Annotated in this window: 11 protein-coding genes; 5 read left to right on the top strand and 6 right to left on the bottom strand. The window is 59.8% G+C overall.

Annotated elements, in window-relative coordinates; translation table 11 throughout:
• Nucleotides 1-7 precede the first annotated feature (7 nt).
• Together ACFSJC_RS19125 and ACFSJC_RS19120 are read right to left on the bottom strand one after the other, a co-directional pair.
• Nucleotides 8-1414 carry an HlyD family type I secretion periplasmic adaptor subunit gene (locus ACFSJC_RS19125; protein WP_386028798.1) on the bottom strand — a complete coding sequence of 469 codons (1407 nt, stop codon included), beginning with the start codon at nucleotides 1412-1414 and terminating at the stop codon, nucleotides 8-10.
• Entirely contained in the window at nucleotides 1404-3266 is a 1863-nt protein-coding gene (locus ACFSJC_RS19120; RefSeq protein WP_386028797.1) for a type I secretion system permease/ATPase, read from the bottom strand. Before ACFSJC_RS19120 ends, ACFSJC_RS19125 begins: the two co-directional genes overlap by 11 nt.
• 321 nt (nucleotides 3267-3587) lie before the next feature.
• Here ACFSJC_RS19120 and ACFSJC_RS19115 point away from each other — a divergent pair, with 321 nt between their 5' ends.
• The 3 genes from ACFSJC_RS19115 to ACFSJC_RS19105 all read left to right on the top strand — a co-directional run bounded on the left by ACFSJC_RS19115 (nucleotide 3588) and on the right by ACFSJC_RS19105 (nucleotide 6738).
• Complete coding sequence (locus ACFSJC_RS19115; RefSeq protein ID WP_386028796.1) at nucleotides 3588-4925, top strand: ParA family protein; 1338 nt, start codon at nucleotides 3588-3590, stop codon at nucleotides 4923-4925.
• Nucleotides 4926-5069: 144 nt separating this feature from the next.
• On the top strand, nucleotides 5070-5948 hold the full coding sequence (locus tag ACFSJC_RS19110; RefSeq protein ID WP_386028795.1) for a hypothetical protein: 879 nt from the start codon (nucleotides 5070-5072) through the stop codon (nucleotides 5946-5948).
• 7 nt (nucleotides 5949-5955) lie between these two features.
• The gene (locus tag ACFSJC_RS19105) at nucleotides 5956-6738 is read left to right on the top strand and encodes a P-loop NTPase (protein WP_386028794.1); all 783 of its coding nucleotides are present in this window, start codon (nucleotides 5956-5958) and stop codon (nucleotides 6736-6738) included.
• Nucleotides 6739-6757: 19 nt separating this feature from the next.
• On the opposite strand, the gene hemF is transcribed toward ACFSJC_RS19105, so the two are convergent.
• Nucleotides 6758-7696: an oxygen-dependent coproporphyrinogen oxidase gene (gene hemF / locus ACFSJC_RS19100; RefSeq protein ID WP_386028793.1), complete on the bottom strand. Its 939-nt coding sequence runs from the start codon at nucleotides 7694-7696 to the stop codon at nucleotides 6758-6760.
• A 60-nt stretch (nucleotides 7697-7756) separates the two neighbouring features.
• Here hemF and ACFSJC_RS19095 point away from each other — a divergent pair, with 60 nt between their 5' ends.
• Both ACFSJC_RS19095 and ACFSJC_RS19090 read left to right on the top strand, forming a co-directional pair.
• Nucleotides 7757-10270 (top strand): penicillin acylase family protein, encoded by a 2514-nt coding sequence (locus ACFSJC_RS19095; RefSeq protein ID WP_386028792.1) that lies wholly within the window; start codon nucleotides 7757-7759, stop codon nucleotides 10268-10270.
• Entirely contained in the window at nucleotides 10267-12231 is a 1965-nt protein-coding gene (locus ACFSJC_RS19090; protein WP_386028791.1) for a hydantoinase/oxoprolinase family protein, read from the top strand. The genes ACFSJC_RS19095 and ACFSJC_RS19090 overlap by 4 nt, the downstream gene beginning before the upstream one ends.
• 116 nt (nucleotides 12232-12347) lie before the next feature.
• On the opposite strand, the gene rpmG is transcribed toward ACFSJC_RS19090, so the two are convergent.
• From rpmG to radC, 3 genes are all read right to left on the bottom strand, one after another.
• A complete protein-coding gene (gene rpmG / locus ACFSJC_RS19085) occupies nucleotides 12348-12515 on the bottom strand; it encodes a 50S ribosomal protein L33 (RefSeq protein ID WP_005222974.1) in 168 nt (55 codons plus the stop codon).
• Nucleotides 12516-12530: 15 nt separating this feature from the next.
• A complete protein-coding gene (rpmB, locus tag ACFSJC_RS19080) occupies nucleotides 12531-12767 on the bottom strand; it encodes a 50S ribosomal protein L28 (protein ID WP_007040837.1) in 237 nt (78 codons plus the stop codon).
• A 104-nt stretch (nucleotides 12768-12871) separates the two neighbouring features.
• Nucleotides 12872-13546 carry a RadC family protein gene (gene radC, locus ACFSJC_RS19075; protein WP_386028790.1) on the bottom strand — a complete coding sequence of 225 codons (675 nt, stop codon included), beginning with the start codon at nucleotides 13544-13546 and terminating at the stop codon, nucleotides 12872-12874.
• Nucleotides 13547-13661 lie beyond the last annotated feature (115 nt).

Raw genomic sequence — 13661 nt, 5'->3', positions numbered from 1 at the left:
TCTCCTATTATTCCCTGAATGCCTTCATGAGTATTTCGTAGACCGGCCCTGCAACATATTCCAGAAAGGTTCTCTCTCCGGTTTTGATGGCCACGTCGGCGGGCATGCCGGGGATTATCGTCAGATCGTTTTCGGTCAAGGTCTCTATGCCTTCGTCGTCGATACGAACTTCCGCAGAGTAATATTTGTATTTTTCGTTAGGGTCCGTAAATGCATCGGCCGATACCTTGACGACCTTTCCCGGGATGATCTTGGTATCTACTTTATTGAATGCGCCGAAACGTATATCCGCCGGGAGTCCTATATGCACTTCGTCGATGTCGGTCGGCGAGACCATGGCGTCGATCACGTAGTCTTTGTTGGTCGGTACGATTTCCATCAGTGTCTCGCCTGGTGAGACGACTGCGCCGATCGTTGTGATCTCGAGTCCATTGACGACGCCTTCGACGGGGGAGCGAATCAGGGTTCTCTGCTGAGTGTCTTGGAGGCTGGCGATTCGGTTGGCATATTCGGCGATTCCCTGTTCGGTATCGCGTGATTCGGTTTCCACATCCCTTTGAAACTCCAGATCGGCCTGGAGCAGCTTTGCCTCAGCCTCGTTGATCTTGACGCGAGAATTGTCGATCTCGGATTCATACGAGAGGAGATCGTCTTCCGTTTCCGCTCGATCTCGCTCCATCGCCGTGATGCGGGTGCTATCGATCAATTTCTTGGCGAAGAGTTTTCGAAGATTTTGGATCTCAGTATCATAGGAATCGAGACGTTTCTGCGTCGTCGCGATTCGATTCTGCATTCCATTGATTCTGGATTTTTGCTCGAGAATCGTCTTCTCCAGGATCTTCTTTTCGTTGTCCAGTGCGTCGCGTCTCGATCGGAACAGGCTCACTTGTCGTTCCATCAGCTTGGCGATTTCCCGGTCAGTATCGGCTTTGGCCTGAAGCTGGGGTGGGAAGCTCAGTTGATCCAGGCCGTTTCTTTCCGCATCCAATCTCGCCTTTGCGGCTCGGAAGCCGGCCAACTGCAGCTCGGCAGATCTCAGCTCCGTGCGTGCTCTGAGGTCGCTCAGGACCAGCAGCACTTGGCCGGCTTTCACATGATCGGCCTCTCGAACCGGAATGCTCGAGACGATTCCGCCTTCAAGATGCTGGATTTGCTTGCTCTTGTCCTTGACCTGAACCGTGCCGCTGGCAATGACGGCGCTTTCGAGCGGTGCATAGGCGGCCCATGCGGTCATTCCGGAAATGGCAAGGATGAGCGACAGATATCCAAGCATCTTGTAGAGCCAGTCATTCTTGGGAACGCTGGGAAGCGTTACCTTGGGCAGTTCAAGATAGTCGCCCAGCTCGACGGTTTTTTCTGGATAAAGATCTGGCGGCTTGATCAAATCACGTGAGGATGACGGTTTAGGAAACACGGATCGGTCTCCATTGAGTTAGGGCGGCACCTAGATCGTAGTCATCGATTGGCTCGGGATTTGGGAGTTTGACTCTGATGTTTTCAGATGAGAGCGCAGCGAGGGGCGTCTGCTGTTCCAGCACCGGGCGACCCGATAGATCGACTCCATCGGCGCCCGGGTCATTGTTACCCGCGAAGTTTGCGTAAAACTCCGATCGGGTACCGAAAAAGCGCGATTGGCCGTTGTGTATGACGAACACTTTGTCGGCTTTGCTGAGGATACTTCGGCGATGACTGATGAAAATGACGCTCGACCCTCTTTCCTTCAGCGCATCGACCGCCTGCATCAAGGCCGCGTGCCCTTCTTCATCGAGATTCGAGTTCGGTTCGTCCATGACCACCAGCTTGGGAAGATCGTACAGTGCTCGAGCCAGTCCTATCCGTTGTCGTTGGCCCGCAGACAGCATGAGACCTCCTGGGCCGACCTCGGTGAGATATCCCTTGCCGAGATTCAATATCACCTGGTGGACGCCGGCGAGTTTCGCTGCGGTGACCACCTTTTCGGAGCGAATGCGGCCAAACCGTGCGATATTGTCCGCGATGCTGCCGGGGAAGAGTTGGACGTCCTGCGGCAGATATCCGACGTAGCGTCCAAATTGCAGAGGATCCCAGTGGCGGACATCGGCGCCATCCAAACGGACGCGTCCGGATAAGGTTGGCCAGAGTCCGAGTATGATGCGCGCAAGGGTCGTCTTTCCCGAACCACTGGGACCAAGAATCGCCAGCGTTTCTCCTGGCTTGATGATGAGGCTGATGCCTCTGAGTATCGGGGGATCTCCTGTGCCGCGTTGATGTCCCGGTCCAGCGAAAACGCCTTCGACACGCACCTCGCCTTCCGGTTCTGGTAGTCGAATCTGGCGCTCTCGCGCTGGGAATTGCTGTAGGAGTTCGCGCAATCGCTGATAGGCCAAGCGGCTTTCGGTCATTTGCGGCCAACTGGCGATCAGTGTTTGCAGTGGTCCAAGTGCCCGGCCGCTCAAGATCAGCGAAGCGATCATCGCGCCTGGAGATAGTTCCAGCTTGAGGATGAGATAGGCTGCGACGGCCATGGTGACGATTCGTGCCATGCTGCTGAGCGAGCGCGATGCCGTGCTGTAGATACTGCTGATATCGCTGCTGCGGGATTGCTCCGCCGACTCTCCGAGATGATTGTGAAGCCAACGCAATCGCAATGATTCGATCATTCCCATGGATTGAACGGCGTCCGCGTTGCGCAGGCTGTTGAGCATGAAATCCCTGGATTTACGGCCTTCCTGTTGTGCTTCGCGTATGGCTTTTCGGGTTCGCGAGCTGTTGATTAGTGCTAATATACCATTCATGACTCCAAATACTAAAACAGTGATTCCAATCCAGGGGTGTATTAAGTAGAGAGCGATCAGGAATAGGGGGATGAATGGTGCATCCATGAGTGCGATAAGGGTGCTTCCCGCGAGAAAATTGCGAATCGTGATGAGATCTTCAAAGGGTTGAAGCGACGTTTTTGCCGGTTGTTCCAAGCCAATACGAAATATCAGTTCGAAAATACGTGGTCCGATTTTGTCATCGAATTTGTTTGCGAGACGCGCCATCAATCTAGCGCGTGCGAACATCATGACCCCTATCAGAAAAATGATGAATAATGTCAGGCCGGTCAATGCATATAGCGTTGGTTCGCTGCGACTATTTAGCACTCGATCCATGACTTGAAGCATGTATACTGCTGGAACGAGAGCGCCGAGTGCAATGAGAAATGAAAATATGCCAACCGCGCCAAATCCTGCTGACAATGATTTGGGAAGCTGATTAAATTCTATTTCCAGGTCGCTCTTCATGGCTTCAATAATATTGATTTTGTTTGATGATTGATGCCGGCTTGTTTGTGCCGAATATCTCGAATAACAATGATTTTCTATGTGGCTTTTTTAATTGTATTCCGATGGGATATGATCGTAAGTTGGCAGCATCCTAGATGCTTATCTTCGGAGAGCAACTAAGCATATCATGCGAGTCTCGGTGGACCCTGCACCGTCCATGATATTGGATAACATTGACGGATGTGGCAAGGGGCCCCGTTTTTGTGACGATTTCGTGAGCTAAGTCCTTGTATGGGGATGCTGCGGCAACCTCATGCGGACGTTGACGGGAGGATGCGGATGGAAGATGAGGCGATGAGCATTTGGCCAGGGGGGGGGCGGCTTTCTACCGAGATCGTCGCTGTCGTCGACCCCAGGGAAGGCTCAGGTGCGACGACGCTTGTCGTCAATCTGGCGCTTTCGTTGGTTGCGACCGGGCGTTCGGTTTTGGTTATCGATCTCGATCCTGAGGCAAAGGCGACTCGTCTCATGGGGGCTGGGGCCTTGGGTCGAGGAGGCACCCGACGCATCTTACTCGAGGCGTCTCTCGACCGGAGTATGATGATCGAGACCCGGGTTGCCGATCTCTATCTTGCATCGGCTTCGGCCGAACTGAGCAATGTCGAGAACGAGCTTGCCATGATGGGCGATAGCCAGACTCGCCTTTATCAGGCTCTGCTCAAGTCGCAGAATTTCGATTACGTGCTTCTCGACTGCCCTCCTTCGATGGACCTGCTGACGCGCAACGCCCTGGCCGCCGCGCATCGAGTGCTGATTCCATTCTCTTGCGTACCAAGGGAATTTGAGGCGCTTCCCGATCTCTTGACCACTATCACGCGGTTGCGCGCCGGACTTCCTCAGCCGTTTTACGGGTCTTACTTGCTGATCAACCGCTTGACACAAGAGGTCGCCGCTCAAGAATTGGCGGCTGCACTGAGGCGGGATTATGGTCGTATGACCTTGCTGACCGAGATTCCAGCTGACGATATCCTCAGAGACGCGGAGGCTCGTGGTCAGCCAATCTTTGCCCACTCTCCTGATTCCGCGATCGCATGGGCCTATCTGTCGGCAGGTGCGGAATGGTTGACCCTGGGCGAGCCAGGAAATCAGAGCGATGGGACCTGGCTGTTCGAGGCACGTCAGAAACGCATGTCCGAGTATTGCGCCCGGATGCGCGAAACGATCGACACTTGGTCGCTCGACTCGCTATCCGATGTGGAGGATGCCTTACGCCAAAAAGATGCCCAAGCGCTTGAATCCTTATATCAAGGATCGAAACCTGTAAGCCATTTTGTCGTGCGTCTGCCACGTCTTCCTCGTCTGAGCAAGAAGGCGATACGTAGAATTCTCGTTTCTTCATTTGGTTTTTTTTCTATCCTCTCGGTTATTTTCTGGTTGTCCGATGTCGGTCATCGAATCGATCTCGCGGCGGGTTTCGTCGGCTCATCCAATTATTGGATGGCTGGCAGTTTTTTTCTGTGGAAAGCGGATAGCGAAGCCTATCGTGCTCTGATTTATGCGGCTCGATTGTTCGAAGAGAACAAAGAGCAATTGATGTTGTGCAGCGAAAGCATGATAGATGGCGCCGATACGGCGAGAGTCTGTATGATCCGTTTGCCCCAGGCGCACGATGAATGATGAGCCATGTCAATTCAAGTGGTCAACTTGAAGTCGTGGAGCGAAGATAGCTTGAAGTCTTGGCTACCGTTCATGGTGGATAGGAAAATTAGGTCGAGAAATTTTTTATCGTCTAGGGGTGTGTTCCGGACGATTGGTTTAACGATGCTGATGATTTGCGTTCCCATGGGCTCAGCGGCTGAGTTACCGGAAATTTTGCTGCCGGAATTGTCGATTGACCGAGATTCCAGTTGGAGCCAGAAGTTTCCTTCAACGAGGATACCTCTTCCCAAATTGACCCTAGACAAATCTCTGGAGCCTCGATTTGATGACTTCGAACCTAAGGAAGCATCGGATCGAGGGGCAATTCTTGATCGGCCGGACCGAGAACTTGGAGGCGCATCCGATTTAACGAACTCCGTCGTCAGCGAAAATGCGCCGCCACCCGCATTCGATTCCATTGAGGGCGAACCTTCCGGTTCTGCCGTGGATGAGCCTCTGGCCGATAGAGAGAGGGCGTCACTGCCTAGCTCCTCCGAGGATAGCGCAGGTCAGGTGGGGCTATCTGCATCGACAGTGGACGTTGGCGAGCAATCTATTTCCAACGAGGAGCATGACCGGAGTTTGGTCCCGAGATCCTCGATAGAGGGTCATGACTTGATGGGTGACGACTTGATACCAGAAAGATCTCAATCGATGTTGACCAATGACGATCTTTCTGAGGTGACCTATCGTTGGCAGGTGCAGCTGCTCGCGGGTCGTTCATTGGCAATGGTCGAGGAGGATCGTCGTATCTTCATCGGGCGCTATTCCGATATGTTGGCCGGGCTGACGTTGAGGGTCAGTCGTTCCAACTATGGAGATTCGCGCGATGAATTCTTTCGCTTGCGTGTGCTGGATTGGTCCGAAGAGGCGAAAGCGCGGGATTGGTGCGCTAAGCTCAGAGTGCGCGGCCATGACTGCTTCGTCGCACGTGTCACCGCTGAAGACTCTTCAGATATCGATCAAAGTCCATCGATCGATCCTTCGACTATGCCCCGCTGATTTGACGATGCTTACTGTCTGTGTTACGTCGGGAAAAGGTGGTGTCGGTAAAACCACTGTGTCGGTCAATCTTGGTATCGCCATTGCACGTGCTGGTCGTCGTGTCCTGCTGCTCGATGGCGATCTCGGATTGGCGAATATCAATGTCATGCTGGATGTCAGACCTAAATACAATATCCAGGACATCGTCACTGGGCGTAGAACGCTGGAACAGGTCATCACACCTACCACCTACGGGATCGATCTACTTGCAGGCGCCACTGGCATCGCCGAATTGGCGGATCTCCGCGAGCCAGAGCGACAAAGCCTCATTCGCGGATTGGCCGGATTGCGCGGCTACGATGTGCTAATCATCGATACCGGAGCAGGCATTGGCGACAATGTGATTCGATTCGTGCTCGCTTCGGACGAGATCCTCCTGGTGACAACACCTCATCCAACCTCTCTGACCGATGCTTATGGCACCATAAAAAGTATCTTGGCCAATGAGTCCCGATCGATCAAGCTCATCGTCAATTCCGTATCCTCGATCAAGGATGCACGTAGCGCGGCTGAACGTCTCGTTGGAGTAACCGACAAATTTCTGGATGGATCCCTTGAGTGTATTGGTTATATTCCTTCCGATGGATTGATCGAGAAGAGCATCATGCAGCGCAAGCCGCATATCGTCATCAATCCGTCGAGTTCGAGCGCACAGAAGATTCAGGAAATCGCGATGCGGCTTATCGGCAAACAGGCCGCCGACTCCAAGAAAGGCTTCAGCCGCTTTCTGCAAAGGATGTTCGGTTAGGCAAGGACCCTCTTCGTCATCACTCGGCGCTGGACTCGTTGGTGTCCGATAGCCAGTCCCGAACCACCAGAAAACGCGCGTACAGCTCGGCCTCAGGGGTTCCCGGCTCGGGGCGGTAGTCGTAGCGCCAGCTCACCTCGGGCGGCATGGAGGCGAGGATGGATTCGGTGCGTCCGCCGGACTGGAGTCCGAACAGGGTGCCCCGGTCCTGGACCAGGTTGAATTCGACATAGCGTCCGCGCCGGTATTTCTGGAAGGCCCGTTCGCGGTCGCCGTAGGTCGTGGCCCAGCGGCGCTCGACGATGGGGAGATAGCCGCTCAGATAGCGATCGCCGACGCGGCGCATCAGGCCGAAGGCATTGTCGAATCCGCCCTGATCGAAGTCGTCGAAGAAGAGTCCGCCGACCCCGCGCGGCTCGTTGCGGTGGCGGATGAAGAAATAGTCGTCGCACCAGCGCTTGAAGCGTGGATAGAGATCGTCGCCGAAGGGGGCGCAGGCCGCGCGCGCATTTCGGTGCCAGTGGACGACGTCCTCCATGAATCCGTAATAGGGCGTGAGGTCGAATCCGCCGCCGAACCACCAGACCGGGTCGGCGTCGTCCTTCTCGGCGACGAAGAAGCGCACGTTGAGATGCGACGAGGGTACATAGGGATTCTGCGGATGGCAGACGAGCGAGACGCCCATGGCCTGGAAGCGGCGCCCGGCGAGTTCGGGACGCTGGGCGCTCGCCGAGGCGGGCAGGGCGCTGCCGAAGACGTGCGAAAAATTGACGCAGCATTGCTCGAACACCAGACCGCCTTCCATGATGCGGGTACGCCCTCCCCCACCGCTGGGGCGCTCCCAGGCGTCCTGGCGGAAGCCGGCGCCGCCGTCGGTTTCGCGCAGGGTCTCGGTGATCCGGTCCTGGAGCTCCAGCAGATACTGTCGGACGGCTTGGATGTCGGGTGCGGATGGCATTGGCGTGTCTCCTCGCGGTGCGGTGAATCGTGCGATGATGGTTCCGAATTCCATTTCGGTATGAATCGCCTCGAATCGATCCCGGTGAATCCATTCAGACGTTGGGGCCGTCTACTCGGCCTCGTCCTCATCCTGATGCTTTCGGTGCTCGCCCTCGGGGCGGGCTGGCTCTATTGGCAGGCCCGGCGCGCCGAGCCGACTTATGCGGGTCAGGTTGTGCTGGATGGTCTTCAGGGACCGGTTCGGGTGCGTTTCGGTCCCCACGCGGTTCCCAGCATCCAGGCCCGGGACATGAATGATCTCATGTTCGCTCAGGGCTATGTGGTGGCCTCCGAGCGGATGTGGCAGATGGATCTGATGCGACGGCTGTCCAGCGGACGATTGGCCGAGGTGTTCGGCCCCGAGGTGCTTCCAGCGGATCGGTTCTTCCGCACGATCGGGTTGGAACGGGATGCCCAGCGTGCGTTCGCGGCGCTCTCGCCGACGGACCGGGATCTGTTGCGCGCCTATGCCTCCGGGGTGAACGCCTATCTGACCGAGGCGCGCGGCCGGCTGCCGCTCGAATACCGTCTGTCCGGATTCGAGCCGATTCCCTGGGAGCCTGTGGACAGCCTTGCGATCGGCGGCTATCTGGGCTGGATGCTGTCCTTCAACGCGCGCGAGGAGCTGACCTTCCTGCGATTGGCGGATCGCGTCGGCCCCTTTCTGGCGCCCGAACTCTTTCCGACCGACGAGGGCATACCGGCCCCGGAGGTGGCGCCCGAGCTGATCGAGCATCTCGCCGAGCCAGGATCTCAGGTCGGTCTGGCATCGGTCGCGCGGGTCTTCGCGGACGCCTTCCAGGTTGCCTCCTCGTATGGTCTTCCGGTTCCCGGTCCGGCGAGCAACGCCTGGGTCGTGACCGGTTCGCGGACCAGCAATGGCGGATCCATGCTGGCCAACGATCCCCATCTGGCGGTGTCCATGCCGGGGATCTGGTACGAGTTGGAGCTTCGGTCGCCCGAGCTGCATGTCGCCGGCGCCTGCATTCCGGGGATCCCACTGGTCCTGATCGGTCATAACGCGGACCTCGCCTGGGGCTTCACCAGCGTCATGGCCGATACCCAGGACCTCTTCGTCGAGCGTCTCACACCGGATGGCACCCATCTGGAGCGTTCCGGAGGTGATCCGGAGCCGATCGAGACGCGTGTCGAGTCGATCCGGGTCGCGGGCGGGGAACCGGTCGAGCTTCGGGTGCGCTCCAGCGGCCATGGCGTCATTCTGAACGACATCCTGGACGCATCGACCGCATCCATGGGGCTCGGTCTGCCTCCTGCCACCACATCGGATCTGCTGTCGTTACGCCGCACGACGGATCGGCCCGATCTGGGGTTCGCGGCACTGGTCGGGCTCGCCCATGCGCGGACCCTGGAGGAGGCGCGCCGCGCTTCGCGCGGCTTCACCCGCCTGGTGGTGAACCTGATGCTGGCCCACCGCAACGGCGCCATCGGCTGGCAGATCGCGGGCGATCTGCCGCGACGCGGCAAGGGCTCGGGCACCTTTCCGGTTCCCGGCTGGCTGAGCGACTACGACTGGCGGGGCCTCGTGCCTCAGTCCGAGAATCCCCATGTGATCTCGCCCAAGGGCAACGCGCTCATCACCGCCAACCATCGCACCGTTCCGGTCGACTCCTCGGTGAATGTCGGGCATTCCTGGATGGCACCCTATCGCGCCCAGCGGATCGCGCAACGGCTCGACAGCTCCGAACCCCTGACGCCGGCCATGATGGCCGAGATCCAGGGAGATCGGGTCAACCTGGAGGCGCGGCTCGTCCAGCAGGCGCTGAGATCCCTGTCCGATGAGATTCAGGCGATCGATCCGGCGGCCTGGTCGATCGCTCGCATCTGGCTGTTGGACTGGGATGGGGATATGGATGGTGCGAACCGCTCGGCGGCCCTGTTCGCCATGCTGGAGCCGGCGCTCTACAGGGAGATCTATGGCGACGAGCTGGGCGATCGGCTCGACGACCTCATGTCGATGGCGATGCTGAGTTACGGTCCGCTTGAGGAAACGCTGCGTACCGGGCGCTCCAGCTTCTGGGACGATCTGCGAACCCCCGTCCAGGAGAGCCCGGCCCAGATCTGGGCGCGGGCCATTCGTTCCGCGATGGACGCGCTGGGGAGCGATGACTCGGGCGATGGACCCAAGCAGCTGGATCAGGTGCGTTACCTGCGTTTCGCGCACGCCTTCGATGCGATTCCGCTGCTGGGGTCCTTCTTCAGCGTGGGACCTATCGGGGTCGGTGGCGCGCGCGATACCATCAACGCGACGCAGACCCTCCCCCAGCGGCCCGAGCGAGGTCTCGTCGCCCCGACACTGAGATGGGTGGCGACGCCTTGGGACTGGAGTCAGACCCGGGGGACCCTGTCGCTCGGTCAGTCGGGTCACCGCTTTTCACCCTATCGGACCGACCAGCTGCAGGCCTGGCTGGCGGTCGAGACCCATCCCTGGCCCTGGAATGGCACGCGAGCAACGCCGATCGGCACGCTTGATCTGATTCCGGCGGCATCCACATCCGAGACAGATCGCCCATGACCTTGATCGGCATCGACACCGGCGGGACCTTCACCGACTTCGTGCTCTGGCGCGCGGGCGAGGTCCGTATCCACAAGGTTCTCTCCACCCCGGACGCGCCGGAGCGCGCCATTTTCCAGGGGATCGCCGAGCTGGGTCTGGATCCGGCCGGCCTGCGGGTCGTGCACGGCAGCACGGTGGCGACCAATGCGGTGCTTGAGGGCAAGGGGGTGCGGACGCTCTATGTCGCCAATCGCGGATTCCGGGATGTGCTCGCCATCGGTCGTCAGGCACGCGCGGATCTCTACGATCTCCAGCCGCCACCGCGCCGTCCACCGGTTCCGCGCGAGCTCTGTGTCGAGGCCGGCGGACGGCTGGCCGCCGACGGGTGTTGGGTCGAACCGCTGACCGCGTCGGATCTCGATCATGTTCGCGCCGAGGTCGAGCGGCTGGCGCCCGAGGCGGTCGCCATCAACCTGCTGTTCTCCTATCTGGACGACAGCGCCGAGCGCGCCTTGGCGGATGCCCTGCCGGACGGGCTCTTCGTGTCACGTTCATCCGAGGTCTTGCCGCTGATCGGCGAGTACGAACGGGGGATCGCGACCTGGCTCAACGCCTGGGTCGGTCCCATCGTCGCGCGCTATCTCGATCGGCTTGAGGCCGGTCTGCCGGGCGCCCGGATCTCGGTGATGCAGAGCAGCGGCGAGGCGGTCGCTGCCGATCAGATCGCCCGCCACGCGGCTCGGCTGCTGCTGTCGGGTCCGGCCGGCGGGCTGGCCGGCGCGGCCTTCGTCGCCGCGAGCGAGGGCACCGCGCGCCGTCTGTTGAGCTTCGACATGGGCGGAACCTCGACCGATGTCGCTCTAATCGATGGCGAGCCCAGGCTCACCACCGCCGGGCGGATCGCCGGCTTTCCGGTCGCGCTGCCGATGGTGGACATGCACACCATCGGTGCCGGAGGCGGTTCCATCGCTCAGGTGGATGCGGGCGGATTGCTGCTGGTCGGTCCGGAATCGGCGGGCGCCGAGCCGGGTCCCGCGTGCTACGGACGGGGCGGGTCGAACCCGACCGTGACCGACGCCAATTTGGTCTTGGGCCGTCTGGATCCGGAGGGTTTCCTGGGCGGGCGGATGCGGCTCGACGTCGAGGCCGCACGGTCTGCGGTCGGACATCTGGCTGGCGGGCTGGGGCTCGGGGTCGAGGAGGCCGCGCTCGGGATCCTGCGTATCGCCAACGAGCACATGGCGCGCGCGCTGCGTGTCATCTCGGTTCAGCGTGGCCTGGATCCGCGCGACTTCGTGTTGACCTCGTTCGGTGGTGCCGGTGGGCTGCACGTCTGTGCCCTGGCCGAGGCGCTGGGAATGCGTCATGCCCTGGTTCCGGTGCACGCGGGGGTGCTGTCCGCGCTCGGCATGCTCGCGGCCCCGGCCGGTCGGACCCTGACGCGGACCTGGCTCGGGCGTCTGGACGCGATGACCGATGCCGAGATCGCGTCGGCGTTGACGAGCTTGATCGATGCCGGACGGGCCGAGCTGGCCGAGGAAGGGGTGTCGCTCGACGGGATGCGTGTCGAGCCCTCGCTGGACCTGCGCTATCGCGGCCAATCCCACACCCTCAATCGTCCCTGGAGTTCGGTGGATGCGGCGATCGAGGACTTTCATCGTGCCCATGCCGAGCGTTATGGGCACCGTCTCGACCTCTCGGTCGAGCTGGTCAATCTGCGCGTGAGGGTGCGGGGCAGCGCACCTCTCTCACGCTTGCCCGAGGTCGGTCCCGCGAATTCGGTGGCGTCGAACCGCTGGCTCCAGGTCCATGGTTGCGAGGCACCGGTTCCGGTTCTGGCGCGCGAATCGCTCTCTGGCGATGGTTGCGTCGGGCCGGCGGTCGTCACGGATGCGGTCTCGACGACCTGGCTCGCGCCCGGATGGCTCGCGCGACGCGATGGCGTCGGCAATCTGATTCTGGAGCTGTTGCCGCGATGAGCGCGGTCGAGCGGGGGGAAAGGGGGCGATTTCGAGACACGAAAAAAACCCGCTAGAAGCGGGCTTTTTCGGGCGCCATGTACGCAAGCCGGCCGTTCGGGCCGGGTCAGGTCGGCTTACTTGATCTTGCCTTCCTTGTACATAACGTGCTGACGGACGACGGGATCGAATTTCTTGATCTCCATCTTGCCAGGCTGATTGCGCTTGTTCTTGGTCGTGGTATAGAAGTGACCCGTACCGGCGCTGGAGTTGAGGCGGATCTTTTCGCGTGCTGCCTTGGCCATGAGTGGATCCTCCTGTTAGACCTTTTCGCCGCGTGCACGGAGATCGCCGAGCACAGCGTCGATGCCGTTCTTGTCGATGATGCGCATGCCCTTGGTGGACAGACGCAGTTTGACCCAGCGCTTCTCGGCCTCGACCCAGAACCGCTTTTCGTGCAGGTTCGGGAGGAAGCGGCGCTTGGTCTTGTTGTTCGCGTGCGAGACGTTGTTGCCGGTGAGGGGGCGTTTACCGGTAACCTGACATACCTTGGACATGGCGGGAATCCCTACAAGTCGGCGTGTTTCAGTGCATAAAGAAGCGGAATCCTATCACGCCGTTTGAAAGACGCGCAAGTCCCGGATGCAATTCGATTTCCGGCTCATAGAAGGCCCCGCTCGGCGAAGGAGGTTCCGTCCCCCTCACCGACGATGATGTGGTCGAGCACACGCACATCCACAAGCGCTAGTGTGTCCTTCAGTCGTTTGGTGATGTGCAGGTCGGCTTGGCTGGGCTCGGAGACGCCGGACGGATGGTTGTGGGCGAAGATGACGGCGGCCGCATTGGTGTCCATGACCCGGCGTAGAACCTCGCGCGGATGCACGCTGGCGCCGTCGATGGTGCCTCGGAACAGCTCCTCGTAGAGGATCACGCGGTGGCGGTTGTCGAGGAAGAGACAGGCGAAGATCTCGTGCGGCGAGCCGTAGAGACGCATCTTGAGATAGTCGCGGGTGGCCTCTGGGCTGGTGAGGACGTCCTGGCCGCTGATGCGGGTCAGTAGATAACGTCGGCTGAGCTCCAGCACCGCCTGCAACTGGGCGAACTTGGCCTTGCCCAGTCCCTTGCCGTCGCAGAAGCGGCGTTGATCCGCCGCCAGCAGAGCGGGCAGTCCGCCGAAGCTGGCGAGCAGCTCGCGCGCCAGATCCACCGCGCTCTTCCCGGGAACGCCGGTGCGCAGAAAGATCGCCAGCAGCTCGGCGTCCGACAGCGCGCCCGCGCCGCGTTCAAGCAGTTTCTCGCGTGGCCGCTCGTCCTGCGGCCAGTCCTTGATCGTCATGGGTTCCTCCCCTCGCCGCCTAATTCTCCGTTCTCGTCCCAGTGGACGATGTGCCGGAAAGGGCCGATCAGTTACACTTCAACGTCCAGAATCCGCCTGGCATCGTTTCCGCACA

Origin of the sequence: Thiorhodococcus fuscus, assembly GCF_042682685.1 — a bacterium.
Lineage (GTDB): Bacteria > Pseudomonadota > Gammaproteobacteria > Chromatiales > Chromatiaceae > Imhoffiella > Imhoffiella fuscus.
The sequence above is the reverse complement of the archived record's forward strand: the minus strand, read 5'-3'. Positions and strand labels throughout refer to the sequence as shown.

Excerpts from the sequence above, each read along its gene's own strand:
- ACFSJC_RS19115 (WP_386028796.1), top strand. The coding sequence starts at position 3,588 with ATGGAAGATGAGGCGATGAGCATTTGGCCAGGGGGGGGGCGGCTTTCT.
- ACFSJC_RS19105 (WP_386028794.1), top strand. The coding sequence starts at position 5,956 with ATGCTTACTGTCTGTGTTACGTCGGGAAAAGGTGGTGTCGGTAAAACC.
- ACFSJC_RS19090 (WP_386028791.1), top strand. The coding sequence starts at position 10,267 with ATGACCTTGATCGGCATCGACACCGGCGGGACCTTCACCGACTTCGTG.
- ACFSJC_RS19110 (WP_386028795.1), top strand. The coding sequence starts at position 5,070 with ATGCTGATGATTTGCGTTCCCATGGGCTCAGCGGCTGAGTTACCGGAA.
- hemF (WP_386028793.1), bottom strand. The coding sequence starts at position 7,696 with ATGCCATCCGCACCCGACATCCAAGCCGTCCGACAGTATCTGCTGGAG.
- rpmB (WP_007040837.1), bottom strand. The coding sequence starts at position 12,767 with ATGTCCAAGGTATGTCAGGTTACCGGTAAACGCCCCCTCACCGGCAAC.
- ACFSJC_RS19120 (WP_386028797.1), bottom strand. The coding sequence starts at position 3,266 with ATGAAGAGCGACCTGGAAATAGAATTTAATCAGCTTCCCAAATCATTG.
- ACFSJC_RS19095 (WP_386028792.1), top strand. The coding sequence starts at position 7,757 with ATGAATCGCCTCGAATCGATCCCGGTGAATCCATTCAGACGTTGGGGC.
- rpmG (WP_005222974.1), bottom strand. The coding sequence starts at position 12,515 with ATGGCCAAGGCAGCACGCGAAAAGATCCGCCTCAACTCCAGCGCCGGT.
- radC (WP_386028790.1), bottom strand. The coding sequence starts at position 13,546 with ATGACGATCAAGGACTGGCCGCAGGACGAGCGGCCACGCGAGAAACTG.